General features: G+C 62.4%; 15 protein-coding genes and 1 riboswitch. Of the genes, 9 read left to right on the forward strand and 6 right to left on the reverse strand.

What is annotated here, in order from left to right; genetic code table 11:
- Positions 1-103 precede the first annotated feature (103 nt).
- The 4 genes from ABFC66_RS09590 to serA all read left to right on the forward strand — a co-directional run bounded on the left by ABFC66_RS09590 (position 104) and on the right by serA (position 4649).
- A complete protein-coding gene (locus ABFC66_RS09590) occupies positions 104-904 on the forward strand; it encodes a PhzF family phenazine biosynthesis protein (protein ID WP_346740724.1) in 801 nt (266 codons plus the stop codon).
- A gap of 7 nt (positions 905-911) precedes the next feature.
- Entirely contained in the window at positions 912-1505 is a 594-nt protein-coding gene (locus ABFC66_RS09595) for a LysE family translocator (protein ID WP_346740725.1), read from the forward strand.
- 261 nt (positions 1506-1766) lie between these two features.
- Positions 1767-2939, forward strand: coding sequence for a phosphoserine transaminase (locus ABFC66_RS09600; protein ID WP_346740726.1), 1173 nt, complete (start codon positions 1767-1769; stop codon positions 2937-2939).
- 132 nt (positions 2940-3071) lie between these two features.
- Complete coding sequence (gene serA / locus ABFC66_RS09605; RefSeq protein WP_346740727.1) at positions 3072-4649, forward strand: phosphoglycerate dehydrogenase; 1578 nt, start codon at positions 3072-3074, stop codon at positions 4647-4649.
- Positions 4650-4737: 88 nt separating this feature from the next.
- On the opposite strand, the gene ABFC66_RS09610 is transcribed toward serA, so the two are convergent.
- From ABFC66_RS09610 to ABFC66_RS09620, 3 genes are all read right to left on the reverse strand, one after another.
- Positions 4738-5322: a hypothetical protein gene (locus ABFC66_RS09610; protein ID WP_346740728.1), complete on the reverse strand. Its 585-nt coding sequence runs from the start codon at positions 5320-5322 to the stop codon at positions 4738-4740.
- An 80-nt stretch (positions 5323-5402) separates the two neighbouring features.
- Positions 5403-6116, reverse strand: coding sequence for a hypothetical protein (locus ABFC66_RS09615; protein WP_346740729.1), 714 nt, complete (start codon positions 6114-6116; stop codon positions 5403-5405).
- A 92-nt stretch (positions 6117-6208) separates the two neighbouring features.
- The gene (locus ABFC66_RS09620; RefSeq protein WP_346740730.1) at positions 6209-7126 is read right to left on the reverse strand and encodes a pirin family protein; all 918 of its coding nucleotides are present in this window, start codon (positions 7124-7126) and stop codon (positions 6209-6211) included.
- A gap of 222 nt (positions 7127-7348) precedes the next feature.
- Here ABFC66_RS09620 and ABFC66_RS09625 point away from each other — a divergent pair, with 222 nt between their 5' ends.
- Positions 7349-8641 (forward strand): adenylosuccinate synthase, encoded by a 1293-nt coding sequence (locus tag ABFC66_RS09625; RefSeq protein ID WP_346740731.1) that lies wholly within the window; start codon positions 7349-7351, stop codon positions 8639-8641.
- A gap of 48 nt (positions 8642-8689) precedes the next feature.
- Here the strand turns inward: ABFC66_RS09625 and ABFC66_RS09630 are convergent, their stop codons facing one another.
- Positions 8690-9094, reverse strand: a complete 405-nt coding sequence (locus ABFC66_RS09630) for an MAPEG family protein (protein WP_346740732.1) — start codon at positions 9092-9094, stop codon at positions 8690-8692.
- A 79-nt stretch (positions 9095-9173) separates the two neighbouring features.
- On the reverse strand, positions 9174-10238 hold the full coding sequence (locus ABFC66_RS09635; protein ID WP_346740733.1) for a nitronate monooxygenase: 1065 nt from the start codon (positions 10236-10238) through the stop codon (positions 9174-9176).
- Positions 10239-10338: 100 nt separating this feature from the next.
- Here ABFC66_RS09635 and ABFC66_RS09640 point away from each other — a divergent pair, with 100 nt between their 5' ends.
- The 4 genes from ABFC66_RS09640 to ABFC66_RS09655 all read left to right on the forward strand — a co-directional run bounded on the left by ABFC66_RS09640 (position 10339) and on the right by ABFC66_RS09655 (position 13815).
- The gene (locus tag ABFC66_RS09640; protein ID WP_346740734.1) at positions 10339-10845 is read left to right on the forward strand and encodes a hypothetical protein; all 507 of its coding nucleotides are present in this window, start codon (positions 10339-10341) and stop codon (positions 10843-10845) included.
- A 35-nt stretch (positions 10846-10880) separates the two neighbouring features.
- A riboswitch (TPP riboswitch) is annotated at positions 10881-10990 on the forward strand.
- A gap of 37 nt (positions 10991-11027) precedes the next feature.
- On the forward strand, positions 11028-12893 hold the full coding sequence (gene thiC, locus ABFC66_RS09645; RefSeq protein WP_346740919.1) for a phosphomethylpyrimidine synthase ThiC: 1866 nt from the start codon (positions 11028-11030) through the stop codon (positions 12891-12893).
- 136 nt (positions 12894-13029) lie between these two features.
- The gene (locus ABFC66_RS09650; RefSeq protein WP_346740735.1) at positions 13030-13194 is read left to right on the forward strand and encodes a hypothetical protein; all 165 of its coding nucleotides are present in this window, start codon (positions 13030-13032) and stop codon (positions 13192-13194) included.
- Positions 13195-13311: 117 nt separating this feature from the next.
- The gene (locus ABFC66_RS09655; protein ID WP_346740736.1) at positions 13312-13815 is read left to right on the forward strand and encodes a mismatch-specific DNA-glycosylase; all 504 of its coding nucleotides are present in this window, start codon (positions 13312-13314) and stop codon (positions 13813-13815) included.
- On the opposite strand, the gene ABFC66_RS09660 is transcribed toward ABFC66_RS09655, so the two are convergent.
- On the reverse strand, positions 13805-14575 hold the full coding sequence (locus ABFC66_RS09660; RefSeq protein WP_346740737.1) for a sulfite exporter TauE/SafE family protein: 771 nt from the start codon (positions 14573-14575) through the stop codon (positions 13805-13807). The two genes, ABFC66_RS09655 and ABFC66_RS09660, sit on opposite strands and share 11 nt — an antisense overlap.
- Positions 14576-14633 lie beyond the last annotated feature (58 nt).

Genomic DNA, 14633 nt, shown 5'->3' on the forward strand with positions numbered 1-14633 from the left:
ACATTGTCGGAATAGAGTGCGCGTGACGGGTACAATACAGAAAAAAACGACAAACAAAAGCACATTTGCGGTCAAATTGTACCGATACAATATGGAGACAGAGATGAAAGCGCAGCTCTTTCAGGTCGATGCTTTTGCCGACAAGCCCTTCGAAGGGAACCCGGCGGCCGTGGTGCCGCTCGATGCCTGGCCGGAAGACGCAACGCTGCAGGCTATCGCGGTGGAGAACAATCTGGCCGAGACGGCTTTCTTTTCTCCCGAAAATGGCGGCTTCCGGCTGCGCTGGTTCACGCCCACGGTCGAGGTCGATCTCTGCGGCCACGCGACGCTTGCGACCGCGCATGTGATCTTCACAAGGTTCGGTTGCGCGGCGCCATCCATCTATTTCGAGACCCGCAGCGGCCGCCTGACGGTGAAGCGCGAGGGAAACATTCTCGCCATGGATTTTCCGGCCGCCGCCGCCAAGCCGATGCCTGAGCCCGAGGGGCTTGCTCGCGCGCTCGGCGCTAAGGCGATCGTCTATGCCAAGACCTCGCACATTCTGGCGCTGTTCGGCAGCGCGGCGGAGGTCGCGGCCCTCGCGCCCGATTTTTCAGCGCTGAAGCAGGTACTCATCGCGCAGGGCAATGCAGGCCTCATCTGCACGGCGCCCGCCGATCAAGGCTCGGGCTATGATTTCGTCTCGCGCTTCTTCGCGCCCGCGCATGGCATCGACGAAGACCCGGTGACGGGTTCGGCGCATTGCACCAGCGTTCCCTACTGGGCGAAGAAGCTTGGTCGCAGCGATCTCACCGCGCGCCAGATATCGAAGCGCGGCGGAACGCTCTGGTGCACCGATGCCGGCGAGCGCGTCATCATTCGCGGCCGCTGTGTGGACTATCTCAACGGCGAAATAGAAATCTGAGGGTGTCATGCCGCTCGAACCTCTTGCGCTTGGTTCCGTCTTCATTGCGACGATGAGCCTGACGCCCGGCCCGGCAAATCTGAGCTGTCTGTCGGTTGGCGCGTCGATGGGCATCGCGCGCGCCCTGCCTTATCTCGCCGGCATCTGGCTTGGCGGAGCTGTCGTCATCGGTGCGGGCGCGATGGGCCTCGGCGCGCTTCTCGCCTCGGCGCCGTTGCTCTTTCTCGTCATGAAGGTCGCGGGCTTCTTCTACATCTGCTGGCTCGCATGGCGGCTTGCCCGCGCAGGCTTCGGAGGGGCAGAGCATGACGCGCCGCCGTCATTCTGGGCGGGGCTGCTGCTCCACCCCGTGAATCCGAAGGCCTATGTGCAGAACGTCATGGTCTTTACGGCGTTCATTGCGCCCGCAGCGCCCTATGTGCCGCAGGCGATCTGGCTCGGCGGCATTTCGCTGCTGCTGATGGTGATCGCCACCACGCTATGGGGACTCGGCGGCGAAGCTGTCCGCAACTTCATCCGCAATGCGCGGTCGATGCGCGTCTTCGCGGGCAGTGCATCGACATTGATGGTCGCGAGCGTCGCTGCCGCTTTTGCCTTCTGAGAGGCAACAGGATTTCCATTCGTCCTTGCAGCCGCGAGGACGAGACGAGGCGCCCCCGCCAACCTCATGCCGGCTACGCCCCTGGGCCGGTACCCGTCTTCCCTCCCCGCGTTCCCGGCGAGGACGGGCCCCGGCTTGTGGCTGGGGTGAGGGTGGCGCCCGCGCCAAAACGTCATTTGACAGGCATCCCTTCACGGGCCTATATCGGCGCCGGGCCACCTCCCCCCACCGGGAGGCATCTATCTGGAAGGGTAGTCAAAAATGACCGCCACTGAGCGTCCGGCCGCACGTCCGGCCAATCCGCATTTCTCCTCCGGTCCCTGCGCCAAGCGCCCGGGCTGGTCCCTCAAAAATCTCGAAAAAGCGCTTGTCGGCCGGAGCCATCGCTCGAAGCCGGGCAAGGCGCGCCTCGTCGAGGCCATCGAGAAAACCCGCACAATTCTCGGCGTTCCCGCCGACTACAAGATCGGCATCGTGCCGGCGTCGGACACCGGCGCGGTCGAAATGGCGCTCTGGTCGCTGCTCGGCGCGCGCGGCGTCGACATGCTGACCTGGGAGAGCTTCGGCGAAGGCTGGGTCACGGACGTCGTCAAGCAGCTCAAGCTGAAGGACGTGCGCACGCTGAAGGCCGATTACGGCAAGATTCCGAATCTCGCCGAAGTGAACTTCAAGAACGACGTCGTCTTCACCTGGAACGGCACGACCTCGGGCGTACGCTCGCCGAATGGCGACTGGATTGCTGCCGACCGTGAAGGCCTGACGATCTGCGACGCGACGTCCGCTGCTTTCGCGCAGGATCTTCCCTGGGCCAAGCTCGATGTCGTCACCTTCTCCTGGCAGAAGGCGCTGGGCGGCGAAGCGGCCCATGGCATGCTGATCCTCAGCCCGCGCGCCGTCGAACGCCTCGAAACCTACAAGCCCGAATGGCCGCTGCCGAAGATCTTCCGCATGACCAAGGGCGGCAAGCTCATCGACGGCATCTTCAAGGGCGAAACGATCAACACGCCGTCCATGCTCTGCGTCGAGGACTATCTCGATGCGCTGAACTGGGCGGAATCGATCGGCGGCCTGAAGTCGCTGATCGGACGCGCCGATGCGAACACGGCCGTCATCGCCGAGTGGGTGCAGCGCACGCCCTGGGTGGACTTCCTCGCGGAAGATGTGGCGACGCGCTCGAACACATCGGTCTGCATCAAGATCGTCGATCCGGCGATCACGGCTATGTCCGAGGACGATCAGGTTGCCTTCGCCAAGAAGATCGCCGACATGCTCGACAAGGAAGGCGTCGCCAACGACATCGCGGGCTATCGCGATGCTCCGGCCGGCCTTCGCATCTGGGCGGGCGCGACGATCGAAGTTGCCGACATGACGGCGCTGATGCCCTGGCTCGACTGGGCCTTCGCGGAAGCCAAGGCGTCGCTCGCGGCAGCGTAAGTTTCTTAAATCCTATCCTTATTTCGTCATTGCCGGGCGTGACCCGGCAATCCAGGGCCTCGATCATCGAACAAGCCTTCTGGATGCCCGGGTCAAGCCCGGGCATGACGAGCAAAACAGACGGAGGCATCCATGCCCAAGGTTCTGATTTCCGACAAGCTGTCGCCCGCGGCCGTGCAGATCTTCAAGGATCGCGGCATCGAGGTCGACGTGAAGACCGGTCTCGACAAGGACGAGCTGATCAAGATCATCGGCGACTATGACGGCCTTGCCATTCGCTCGAACACGAAGGTGACGCCCGCCGTCATCGAGGCGGCGAAGAAGCTGAAGGTCGTCGGTCGCGCCGGTATCGGCGTCGACAATGTCGATCTGCCCGCCGCGACGGCGAAAGGCGTCATCGTGATGAACACGCCTTTTGGCAATTCGATCACGACCGCCGAACATGCCATCGCCATGATGTTCGCGCTCGCCCGCGACATTCCGCAGGCCAATGCCTCCACGCATGCCGGCAAGTGGGAGAAGTCGAAGTTCATGGGCGTCGAAGTGACGGCCAAGACGCTCGGCATCATCGGTTGCGGCAATATCGGCTCGATCGTCGCGGAGCGCGGCATCGGCCTCAAGATGAAGGTCATTGCCTTCGACCCGTTCCTGACCGTGGAACGCGCCGCCGATCTCGGCGTCGAGAAGGTCGAGCTTGACGATCTTCTGGCCCGCGCCGACTTCATCACGCTGCACACGCCGATGACGCCGCAGACGAAGAACATTCTGAACGCGGCGAACCTCGCCAAGACGAAGAAGGGCGTGCGCATCATCAACTGCGCGCGTGGCGGCCTGATCGTCGAAGCCGATCTCAAGGCTGCGATCGAATCCGGCCATGTGGCGGGTGCGGCTCTCGACGTGTTCGAGGAAGAGCCTGCCAAGACGAATATCCTCTTCGGCATGGAACAGATCATCGCGACGCCGCATCTCGGCGCCTCGACCAATGAAGCGCAGGAGAATGTGGCGCTTCAGGTTGCCGAACAGATGTCCGACTACCTGCTCACCGGCGCAATCACCAATTCGGTCAACGTGCCGTCGATCTCGGCGGAAGAAGCGCCGAAGCTGACGCCTTTCGCCGAACTCGCGCAGCAGCTCGGTTCGTTCGCCGGCCAGCTCACGGAAGAGGGCATCACGGAAGTCACGCTCGAATATGAAGGCGATGTCGCCAACATGAACACGCGCGTGCTGACCAATGCCGCGCTGACGGGCCTCCTCAAGCCGCAGCTCGAAGACGTGAACACCGTGTCCGCGCCGGTCATTGCCAAGGAACGCGGCATTCAGGTCTCGGAAGTGAAGCGCGAGCAGCGCGGAGCCTATGAGACCTATATCCGCCTCGTCGTGAAGACCTCGGCGCGCGAGCGTTCAGTCGCCGGCACCGTTTTCTCCGACGGCAAGCCGCGTCTCATCCAGATCAAGGGCGTGAACATGGAAGCGGCCCTCGGCCACCACATGCTCTATGTCACCAATCAGGACAAGCCGGGCTTCATCGGCGCGCTGGGCTCGATCCTCGGCAAGGCCTCGATCAACATCGCCAACTTCAACCTCGGCCGCGAAGCCGCGGGCGGCGATGCGATCTGCCTTATCGAAGTCGATGGCAATATGCCGGAAGCCGTGCTCAAGGAAATCCAGGCACTGCCGCATGTCGTGCAGGCGAAGGCGCTGACTTTCTGAGCTTTTTACTTGCTCCTCATGGCCCGACTTGATCGGGCCATGACGAAGGGGAAGAACGAAACAAGGGCGGCGCTCTCCGGAGCGCCGCTTATTTCTTTTCCGCCGCGGCTTCCAGTTCCGCGATCCGCCTGCGGTAAGCCTCCGCATCGCCGAAGGCTACGAAATCGAGATACTTCTCATGCGCGCCGATGGTCTTTCGCGCATGCTTGATCGGGCACCAATAGGCTTCCGTCCGCGCCGCGATCTCGCGCACATAGGCGATGAGGCCGTTGGCGTATGAACAATAGGCACAGTTGAGTTTCTCGAGCGCGTTGAGATAGGCGAGGTGGCCGCGGTCGAAGATGAGATAGTCGCCGCGCTTCACCTTTTCGATGCCATAGGCAGGGAAGCAGACCGCCTGATAGACGCTGACGAAAATGTCGAGCAGCATGAAGGGTACGATCATCGCATAAATGACGGGTGCGGTGATGGCCACCATTGGCTTGGCGTTGAAGATGTAGCGCGACAGCCGCGTCTGCAGTTCGCGATGCCGCCTGAGGACTTCCTCCTCGAAAACGACGCGGCCGTGCTCGAGCCCGTAGCGGAGTTCTGCACCTTGCCGTGCGAACTCCGCCTCAAGTTCGAGTTCAAGCGCGTGAATACGCCCCAGAAGTTCGTCGACTTTCGCGTCCATGTCCACCAACCCATCTGGCCGGAAACGGCCATCCCTATTATGCAGGTTGGCGAGCGGGTGTCGTGGTTATGTTCAGAGCCTTACAATCCCACCTCACGAACCAAGCGAGGAACAAGGGAGTTCAGAGCTCTCTTTATGTCCGAAACCATCGCGGCTCGTCGAGCGGGGTCCGAGAAATTGTCCTTCACCGAAGGAAGATAACTCGCTGTGACATCAGACTTGTCGACAACGTCTGCCGAGGATAGCTCGGTGAGGGTTTTGCCGTCCCAGACGTCGACGCCGATAACGGCAGCGATATAGGTTTTGCCAGAGAAGACGTTGGTGTAGAGGCCGACGCCTCTGAAGTATCGTTCGGGCGGCCCATCCACGACGTTATTCAAGCCTCGGATGATGACGACCAGATCGACCGGGTGTGTGCGCAGCCACGCTTGTAGTTCAGGTTTGATGTCGCTGAGTCCGCCATTATATGCGGCGAGCATTCCCGTCGATGTTCTTTTGATGAGTTCCTCTGTCGGAATATCCACATAGATGGGGTTCGCCGCTGGATTCTTCTGCGTGATGGCATCGGCGGCGGCTTTTCTTGCGGTCTCGTCGAAGCCCGAATCGGGGATTCGCTGATCTTCTCGGACGGACGAGAGGAAGCCCGGTTGTGACAACCGAACCTGATCGCCGACAAGGGACAGGATGCCGATATTTCGAGCCGAAAGCGCTACGTTGTTGTGAACGGGTGTAGCACAGGAAGTCAGAAAGGCGAGTAGCGTGACGCAACCCGCCCAAGTGATGAAACGCATCATGGATGTCGCCCCCGGAAATTTGCCGCCGGTCAATTATGCGGGGAAGGAACACATGGTCGCAACGGTCATCTACCTGGAGATGCGGGTTAGAGCTATTTATCCGGCAACGGAATGAAATCCGTCTCGCCGACAACCTTGTCGAAGCGGCCTTGCTTCCAGTCTTCTTTTGCCTGCTCGATGCGCTCCTGGCTGGAGGACACGAAATTCCACCAGATGTAACGCGGGCCTTCGAGCGCCGCGCCGCCGAGGAACATCATGCGTGCGTCGCGCACGGCCTTGATGGTGATGCGGTCGCCGGGGCGGAGGACGAGGAGACGCGGGGCCTCGAAGCGGTCGCCCGCGACTTCGATCTCGCCTTCGCAGATATAGATCGCGCGTTCCTCGTAATCGGGATCGAGGGGCGCTGTCGCGCCCGCCCCGAGCGACACGTCTACATAGAACCAGTCGGACAGCGTCGTCACATGCGACTTCGCGCCGAAGGCCGAACCGGCGATCACGCGGGCGCGGATATTTCCGTCCTCGACGATGGGGAGACCGTCGGCGGCGAAATGCTGAAAGCTCGGCGCCGTTTCCTCATGCGCCTTGGGAAGCGCGACCCAGCTCTGGATGCCGTAAACCCGCTGGCCGTTCCGCCGCTGAAGATCGGGCGAGCGTTCGGAATGGGCGATGCCGCGCCCCGCCGTCATCAGGTTCATTGCGCCGGGGAGGATTTCCTCGACATTGCCCAGGCTGTCGCGATGCATGATCGCGCCGTCGAAAAGATAGGTGACGGTGGCAAGGCCGATATGGGGGTGGGGCCGCACATCCATGCCGCTTCCAGGCGCCATGTCGGCGGGGCCCATCTGGTCGAGGAAGATGAAGGGGCCGACCATGCGGCGCTTCGCATAGGGCAGGGCGCGCCTGACCTCCATGTTGCCGATGTCATGCGCCCTCGGCACGACAACGAGTTCCAGCGCCTCGCAGGATTTACGGTCCCCGGGCTGAGGCTCGTCGGTTGGAAGCCAGCTCATGCGTTTTTCCCCGTTTCCGATGGCGACAGGGCCAGCTTATCCCAATTGCGTGATTATTCGATGAGGGGGCGCAATTCCCCGGAATGATCGGCGCCGGGCGGCCAAATCCCTTCCCTTCCCGTCACCAATCCGTTAGAAACTGCGAAAGCCCCCTGCCGAAAGGCATGGGGGCTTTTGGCTTGTTTGGGCATTTGTGTCCCATCTTCCTAAGGCATTGAAATCATGGCGAATGTGGTGGTTGTCGGCTCTCAGTGGGGTGACGAGGGCAAGGGCAAGATCGTGGACTGGCTCTCCGAGCGCGCCGATGTCGTGGTGCGCTTTCAGGGCGGCCATAATGCCGGACACACGCTCGTCATCGACGGCAAGACCTACAAGCTCTCGCTGCTGCCCTCGGGCGTGGTGCGGCCGGGCAAGTTGTCGGTCATCGGCAATGGCGTCGTGGTCGATCCCTGGGCGCTTTGCGACGAGATCGGTCGGCTGAGCGAGCAGGGCGTGAAGGTTTCGCCGGAAACGCTGCGCATCGCCGAAAACGCCGTGCTCATCCTGCCGCTTCACCGCGAACTCGACGAAATCCGCGAGACGTCCAATTCCGGCACGCGCATCGGCACGACGAAGCGCGGCATCGGGCCTGCCTATGAAGACAAGGTTGGCCGCCGCGCGCTGCGCGTCATGGATCTCGTCGATCTCGACGCGCTGGAAGACAAGGTCGAGAAGCTGCTCGCCCATCACAATGCGCTGCGCAAGGGCCTCGGCAAGGAGCTTGTCGACGGCAAGGCGCTGACGGCGCAGCTGAAAGAAGTCGCGCCGAAGATCCTGCCCTACATGGACACGGTCTGGCGTCTGCTCGACGATCTGAAGCGGCAGGGCAAGCGCATCCTTTTCGAAGGCGCGCAGGGCACGCTGCTCGACATCGACCACGGCACCTATCCTTACGTGACGTCCTCGAACACGGTATCGGCGCAGGCGGCGACGGGCTCGGGCATCGGCCCGTCCTCGATCCACACCGTGCTCGGTATCACCAAGGCCTATACGACGCGCGTGGGCGAAGGTCCGTTCCCCTCCGAACTCAAGGACGAGGTGGGCGAGAGGCTCGGCGAGCGCGGCCGCGAGTTCGGCACCGTCACGGGGCGCAAACGCCGCTGCGGCTGGTTCGACGCCGTTCTGGTGCGTCAGGCGATCAAGACATCTGGCATCACGGATGTCGCGCTGACGAAGCTCGACGTTCTCGACGGCTTCGATGAAGTGAAAATCTGCGTCGCCTACAAGCTCGACGGCAAGACGATCGACTATCTCCCGGCTTCCGCCGCTCTGCAGGCGCGCGTCGAGCCGGTCTACGAGACACTTGAAGGCTGGAAGGAAACGACGTTCGGCGCGCGCAGCTGGGCCGATCTTCCGGCGCAGGCGATCAAATATGTGCGCCATGTCGAGGAACTCATCGAGGCGCCTGTGACGCTTCTCTCGACTTCGCCGGAGCGCGACGACACGATCCTGATGAAGGATCCCTTCGAGGATTGATGAAGATATGAGGCTCCGCGGCCCTTGTCGCGGAGCCTCCTTTTTTTGTCAGGCGGCAGGGACCGCCTTCGCGATTTCGATCAGGATCATCGCCATGCCGATCACGCTTACCAGCCAGGCGAGCGTGCGCACATAGACGATGCCGAGATAGTAGAGAGCGGCATAGGCGATGCGGCCCCAGAGATAGAGCTGCGCGCCGAGCGCGGCATTGGCGGTATGAATATTCGCCACATGCGCGACAAGCACCAGAATGACGAAGACCGGCAGCGTCTCCAGCATGTTGTGATAGGCGCGGCTCGCGCGTCCCGCCCAGCCTGTTGACGGCGCGGCCTCGTCGCGATTGCCTGCGCTCCAGGCGAGACCCTTGTTGAGCATATTCGCCGTCGCCGCGATGGCGATCATCGCAAAAAGCAATGCGCCGCTGCAAACCAGCGCCCAAAGTTCGACAGTCATGGCTTTCCTCCCCCTGACTTTCCACGGCGCCCGGAATCGAGTCGCCACCGGATAGTCTAGCGATTGACGCGAAGCTGCGTCAGCCGCGCATCAGGGCGGCAGCCTCGCGCATGAGACGGGTGGTCTTTTCGCCCGCGGGCTCGACTTTGGCGAGCCTTGCCGCCTGTCCTGACCAGATCTGCATGAATTCCGCCTTTTCCGCGCGGGTGCTCGCGGCGATGAGCGGCGCGAGCATGGCGCGTTGCGCGGGGAAGGGAGCGGCCTTGCTTTCGAACGCGCTGAGCTCTTGTGTGAGCCGGTTGTGAATGGCCCGGGCGGGGCGGCCTGAAAAGAGTTTCGTCACCACGGTCGCATGGTCGGATGCTTCGGCCAGCGCCTTGCGGTAAAGCGCGGAAGTGCCGGCCTCCGGGCAGACGAGATAGGCCGTGCCGAGCTGCACGCCGCTCGCGCCGAGCATGAAGGAGGCGGCGATGCCGCGTCCGTCGCCAATGCCGCCTGCCGCGATCACCGGAACGCTCACCGCGTCGACGACCTGCGGCACCAACGCCATGGTGCCGACCGTGCCGAGATCGACATGATCGAGAAATGTCCCGCGATGCCCGCCCGCCTCATGGCCCTGCGCGATGATCGCGTCGGCGCCGTCGCTGGCGAGGCGCTTCGCTTCCGCCACTGTCGTCGCGCAGCCGAGGATCTTGATGCCCTTTGACTTGAGCGCAGCGAGGGTTGCGGCATCCGGCATGCCGAAATGAAAGCTCACGATGGGTGGCGCAAGTTCGAGTACGAGCGCGAGCGTGTCGGCATTGAACGCAGGCGCATGGACGGCAGGCACCGGCACCGGGCCCAGTCCGAACTCCGCGTAATGCGGCGCGAGCGCCGCTTGCATGGGCGCCGCGTCATAGCCATCGAGATCAGGCTCGCGGTGTACGAAGAAATTGAGATTGAAGGGCTTGTTGGTGAGCGAGCGAAGCTTCGCCACAGCATCGCGCAATTCGGCGGGTTTCATCATCGCGACGCCGAGCGAGCCAAGGCCGCCCGAATTGGCGACGGCGGCGGCAAGCTCCGGCGTGGCGGAACCGGCCATGGGCGCCTGAATGATGGGAAGCTCGATATTGAGCAGTCTGGTCAGATCTGCGGGAAATGTCATGGCGCGCCTCCGATTTTCTACCAGATGAACCCGTCGCGGCTGGATTGCAAGCATGGCATAAACGGAACGTGGCCGGACAGAGCCTGATCGAGAGATGCGCATGGAAGAAGATTTCGGAGACTATGAGGGCTTTCTCAATCTCCTGCCGCTTTCACCCGCCGGGCGGCAGTCGGCGCTTTCGCACCCGCTCTTTCTGCCCACTTCTCGTGGCGGCTTGCGCCGTGAGCCGGTCGCGCATCTTCCTTTGGGCAAGGGGCAATATGCCTATGTCTCGCGGGACGGCGGTTCGCTCACGCATGGCGGGTTGGTGACCATGTCGCGCGACCAGTTCTCCGCCTTCGCTGCGAGCGGGAGCCTCGCTCACGTTCCGCCGGCCATGCTCAGGCTCATTGTCGAGCACGGCGCGTTGCCGCCAGAAGAAAACCCCGGCGCGCGATATGACGTCGTCGTGTGGAAGGAGGGATTTGCTCTGTCCTGGCGCAATGAGAGCGACTTCCGCCATGCGTGCCTCGTGGCGGGGCGGCCCTTCATTCCGGGCAAGAATGCGCCGAGGCCCTGGATTCTCCCGATCACCGCTTCGCTGCCGCTATCCGTGCTCGACGCTTAAAGCGCTTTACGCAGCAGGTTCAAGGCGTAAACTCGCGCCATTCCGAGGGGTGTCCGAATTCGTTCGGGCTGAGATGGCCGAAAAGGTCGAACCCTTTGAACCTGATCCGGGTCATGCCGGCGAAGGGACGGACAACCATCCCCCGCTATCCCCGGATTTCCGAAACCTGACGGAGATCCATGATGAACATTCACGCGAAGCCCAGCGTTACCACTGGTCCTCTTCCGGCCAGCGCCAAGATCCACACGTCGCCGGAAGGCTTTCCCGATGTGAAGGTGCCCTTCCGCGAGATCAGTCTCCACCCGAGCGCCAAGGAGCCGCCGGTCCGCGTCTATGACACGTCGGGCCCCTACACCGATCCGACGGCGCATATCGACGTCGAGAAGGGGCTCGTCCGCATGCGTGAGAGCTGGATCGCGGCGCGCGGCGGCGCGGAGATTTATCAGGGCCGCGAGATCAAGCCGGAGGACAATGGCAATGTCGGCGAAAGCCACCTTGCCCGCGTTTTTCCGGTGGGCCACGCGCCGCGCAAGGGCGTCGCGGGCAAGCCCGTGACGCAGATGGAATATGCGCGCGCCGGCATCATCACGGCCGAGATGGCCTATATCGCAGAGCGCGAAAACATGGGCCGCAAGAAGGCGCTTGAAAACGCCGCGCACAAACTCGCGGAAGGCGAGAGCTTCGGCGCCGACATTCCCGAATTCATCACACCGGAATTTGTGCGCCGCGAAGTCGCCGAAGGCCGCGCCATCATTCCGGCGAACATCAACCATCCCGAACTCGAACCGATGATCATCGGCCGCAACTTCCTGGTGAAGATCAACGCCAATATCGGCAATTCGGCGGTGGCCTCGTCTGTCGCGGAGGAAGTCGACAAGATGGTCTGGGCGATCCGCTGGGGCGCCGACACGGTCATGGATCTGTCCACGGGCCGCAACATTCACAACACGCGCGAATGGATTATCCGCAATTCGCCGGTGCCCATCGGCACGGTGCCGATCTATCAGGCGCTCGAAAAGGTCGATGGCATTGCCGAGAACCTGACCTGGGAAGTCTTCCGCGACACGCTGATCGAACAGGCCGAGCAGGGCGTAGACTATTTCACGATCCATGCAGGCGTGCGCCTTGCCTATGTGCCGCTGACGGCGAAGCGCGTCACCGGTATCGTCTCGCGCGGCGGCTCGATCATGGCGAAGTGGTGCCTCGCGCATCACAAGGAGAGCTTCCTCTACGAGCATTTCGACGAGATTTGCGACATCATGCGCGCCTATGACGTTTCCTTCTCGCTGGGCGACGGTTTGCGTCCGGGCTCGATTGCCGATGCGAATGACGAGGCGCAATTCGCCGAACTCGAAACGCTTGGGGAACTCACGCAGATCGCCTGGGCGAAGGGCTGCCAGGTGATGATCGAAGGGCCGGGTCATGTGCCGATGCATAAGATCAAGGTCAACATGGACAAGCAGTTGAAGCATTGCGGCGGCGCGCCCTTCTATACGCTCGGGCCGCTGACGACGGACATCGCGCCGGGATACGACCACATCACCTCCGGCATCGGCGCGGCGATGATCGGCTGGTTCGGCTGCGCCATGCTTTGCTATGTGACGCCGAAAGAGCATCTCGGCCTGCCCAATCGCGCGGACGTGAAGGAAGGCGTCATCACCTACAAGATCGCGGCGCACGCCGCCGATCTCGCCAAGGGCCATCCGGCGGCGCAGCTTCGCGACGACGCGCTGTCCCGCGCGCGCTTCGAATTCCGCTGGGAGGACCAGTTCAACCTCTCGCTCGATCCCGAACGCGCCAAGGAGTTCCACGACCAGACGCTGCCCAAGGACGCGCACAAGGTCGCGCATTTCTGCTCCATGTGCGGGCCCAAATTCTGCTCGATGAAGATCACGCAGGAAGTCCGCGACTATGCCGAAAGCGGCATGGCCGAGATGTCGGACAAGTTCCGCAATTCCGGCGCGGAGATTTATCTGGAAGAAGGGAAGGCTGCCGTGAAGGCGAGCAACCAGGCGTTGGGCGCGAAGCGGGAAAATCCGATCCCCTGAAGTGTCTTTCTCCGAACATCGTCATGCCGGACTTGATCCGGCATCCACCTTTCTTCGTGAAGCTGCAAAGATGGACCCCGGATCAAGTCCGGGGTGACGCTCGGGATGGATGGAGCGATGAACGAAAAGCTGCTCGATGAAGATCACGCAGGAAGTCCGCGACTATGCCGAAAACGGCATGGCCGAGATGTCGGACAAGTTTCGTAATTCCGGCGCGGAGATTTATCTGGAAGAGGGTAAGGCTGCCGTGAAGGCGAGCAACCAGGCGTTGGGCGCGAAGCGGGAAAATCCGATTCCGTAAGGCTTGCCTCTGTATCGGTCGTCATGCTGGACTTGATCCAGCATCCATCTTTCTTCGTGAAGCCGCAAAGATGGGCCCCGGATCAAGTCCGGGGTGACGCTCGGAATGGATGGAGCGATGAACGAAAAGCTGCCCGATCTTCTCGCGGAAGGTCTCGACGTCGTTTTCGTCGGCACGGCGGCGGGGCATCGCTCGGCGGCGGAAGGGGCGTATTACGCGCATCCGGGAAACCGCTTCTGGCCGACGTTGTATGAGGTAGGTCTCACGCCGAGGCTCTATGCGCCGCAGGAGTTTCCGAAGCTCATCGAGCTGGGCATCGGTTTCACCGACATGTCGAAAGTCGGATCGGGCATGGATCATGAGATCGCGCCCGAGCATTTCGACGCGACGCTTTTTGAAACCAAGATGCGCCGCTTCCGGCCTCGTGCCATCGCCTTCACCAGCAAGAAGGCGGCGAGCGTCTTTCTCGGCGTATCCACGGGGAAAATCGCGCTCGGACGGAAGGCGAAGACGCTCGCGGATTTTCCCGAGGTCTTCGTGCTTTGCTCGCCCTCCGGCGCCGCGACGCGCTATTGGGATATTCGTCCCTGGCGGGAACTCGCCGATTGGCTCAGGTCATGAGCGCCTGGGTCATCGTCACGACGGCGATGAGCGCGAGCAGTGCGAGCGTGATGCGGCGGTAGTGATGCTCATGCGCAAGGCCGAAGAGCCAATGGCCGAGTGCGTTGCCCATGACGAGGGCGGGGGTCAGGACCAGTGAGAGCAGGATCGTGTGGCTCGTCACGACGCCCGTGATGAGGCCGACGACGATCGATCCGATATCGGTGAAGAAGAAGAACATCAGCAGCGATGAGCGGTTGATCGCGGCGCTGGTGGGACGGGCGAAAAAATAGACCATGACGGGCGGTCCGGGCATGGCGACGCTGCCCGAGAGGAGGCCGGCGACGCTGCCGACGCCGAGCACGGCAGGCATGGGCAGGCGAAGCGGAAGCCGGGCGCCGCTTGCCATGAGCGCGACGGTGGCAAGCAGGATGATGCTGATGCCGACCTTCAGGTGATGAGGCGGCACGGCGCCGAGCGCATAGACGCCGAGAGGAATGGCGACGAAGGCAGCGGGCACGAGGAGACGCAATGAATTCCAGTCGGCCTGTTTGCGCGCCACGGGGATGAGCTGTGTCGAGCCGATGAGATCAAGTATCAGCGACATGGGCACCGCGACCGCAGGCGGAACCACGAGCGAGAGCAGCGGCACGACGGCGAGGCCGAAGCCGAAGCCCGAAAAGGCCTTCATCGTTGTCGCGAAAAGGACGGCGGCGAAGGCAGCGGCGAGAGCCGGCGGGGGCAGCATGGCGCCGGAGAAAAGCTCGTGAAGGGAACTCATGGATCAACTCGAAAAAGAAGCGCAGGCCGGGAGGGCCTGCGGAGGTATCTGACGCCGT

Origin of the sequence: Parvibaculum sp. (assembly GCF_039680535.1) — a bacterium.
Classification (GTDB): Bacteria; Pseudomonadota; Alphaproteobacteria; order Parvibaculales; family Parvibaculaceae; genus Parvibaculum.

Bases quoted from the DNA above. Each gene is read 5' to 3' on its own strand.
- ABFC66_RS09625 (WP_346740731.1), top strand. From the start codon at position 7,349: ATGGCGAATGTGGTGGTTGTCGGCTCTCAGTGGGGTGACGAGGGCAAG.
- ABFC66_RS09660 (WP_346740737.1), bottom strand. From the start codon at position 14,575: ATGAGTTCCCTTCACGAGCTTTTCTCCGGCGCCATGCTGCCCCCGCCG.
- ABFC66_RS09635 (WP_346740733.1), bottom strand. From the start codon at position 10,238: ATGACATTTCCCGCAGATCTGACCAGACTGCTCAATATCGAGCTTCCC.
- ABFC66_RS09590 (WP_346740724.1), top strand. From the start codon at position 104: ATGAAAGCGCAGCTCTTTCAGGTCGATGCTTTTGCCGACAAGCCCTTC.
- serA (WP_346740727.1), top strand. From the start codon at position 3,072: ATGCCCAAGGTTCTGATTTCCGACAAGCTGTCGCCCGCGGCCGTGCAG.
- ABFC66_RS09630 (WP_346740732.1), bottom strand. From the start codon at position 9,094: ATGACTGTCGAACTTTGGGCGCTGGTTTGCAGCGGCGCATTGCTTTTT.
- ABFC66_RS09615 (WP_346740729.1), bottom strand. From the start codon at position 6,116: ATGATGCGTTTCATCACTTGGGCGGGTTGCGTCACGCTACTCGCCTTT.
- ABFC66_RS09600 (WP_346740726.1), top strand. From the start codon at position 1,767: ATGACCGCCACTGAGCGTCCGGCCGCACGTCCGGCCAATCCGCATTTC.
- ABFC66_RS09640 (WP_346740734.1), top strand. From the start codon at position 10,339: ATGGAAGAAGATTTCGGAGACTATGAGGGCTTTCTCAATCTCCTGCCG.
- ABFC66_RS09610 (WP_346740728.1), bottom strand. From the start codon at position 5,322: ATGGACGCGAAAGTCGACGAACTTCTGGGGCGTATTCACGCGCTTGAA.
- ABFC66_RS09650 (WP_346740735.1), top strand. From the start codon at position 13,030: ATGAAGATCACGCAGGAAGTCCGCGACTATGCCGAAAACGGCATGGCC.
- thiC (WP_346740919.1), top strand. From the start codon at position 11,028: ATGAACATTCACGCGAAGCCCAGCGTTACCACTGGTCCTCTTCCGGCC.
- ABFC66_RS09620 (WP_346740730.1), bottom strand. From the start codon at position 7,126: ATGAGCTGGCTTCCAACCGACGAGCCTCAGCCCGGGGACCGTAAATCC.
- ABFC66_RS09595 (WP_346740725.1), top strand. From the start codon at position 912: ATGCCGCTCGAACCTCTTGCGCTTGGTTCCGTCTTCATTGCGACGATG.
- ABFC66_RS09655 (WP_346740736.1), top strand. From the start codon at position 13,312: ATGAACGAAAAGCTGCCCGATCTTCTCGCGGAAGGTCTCGACGTCGTT.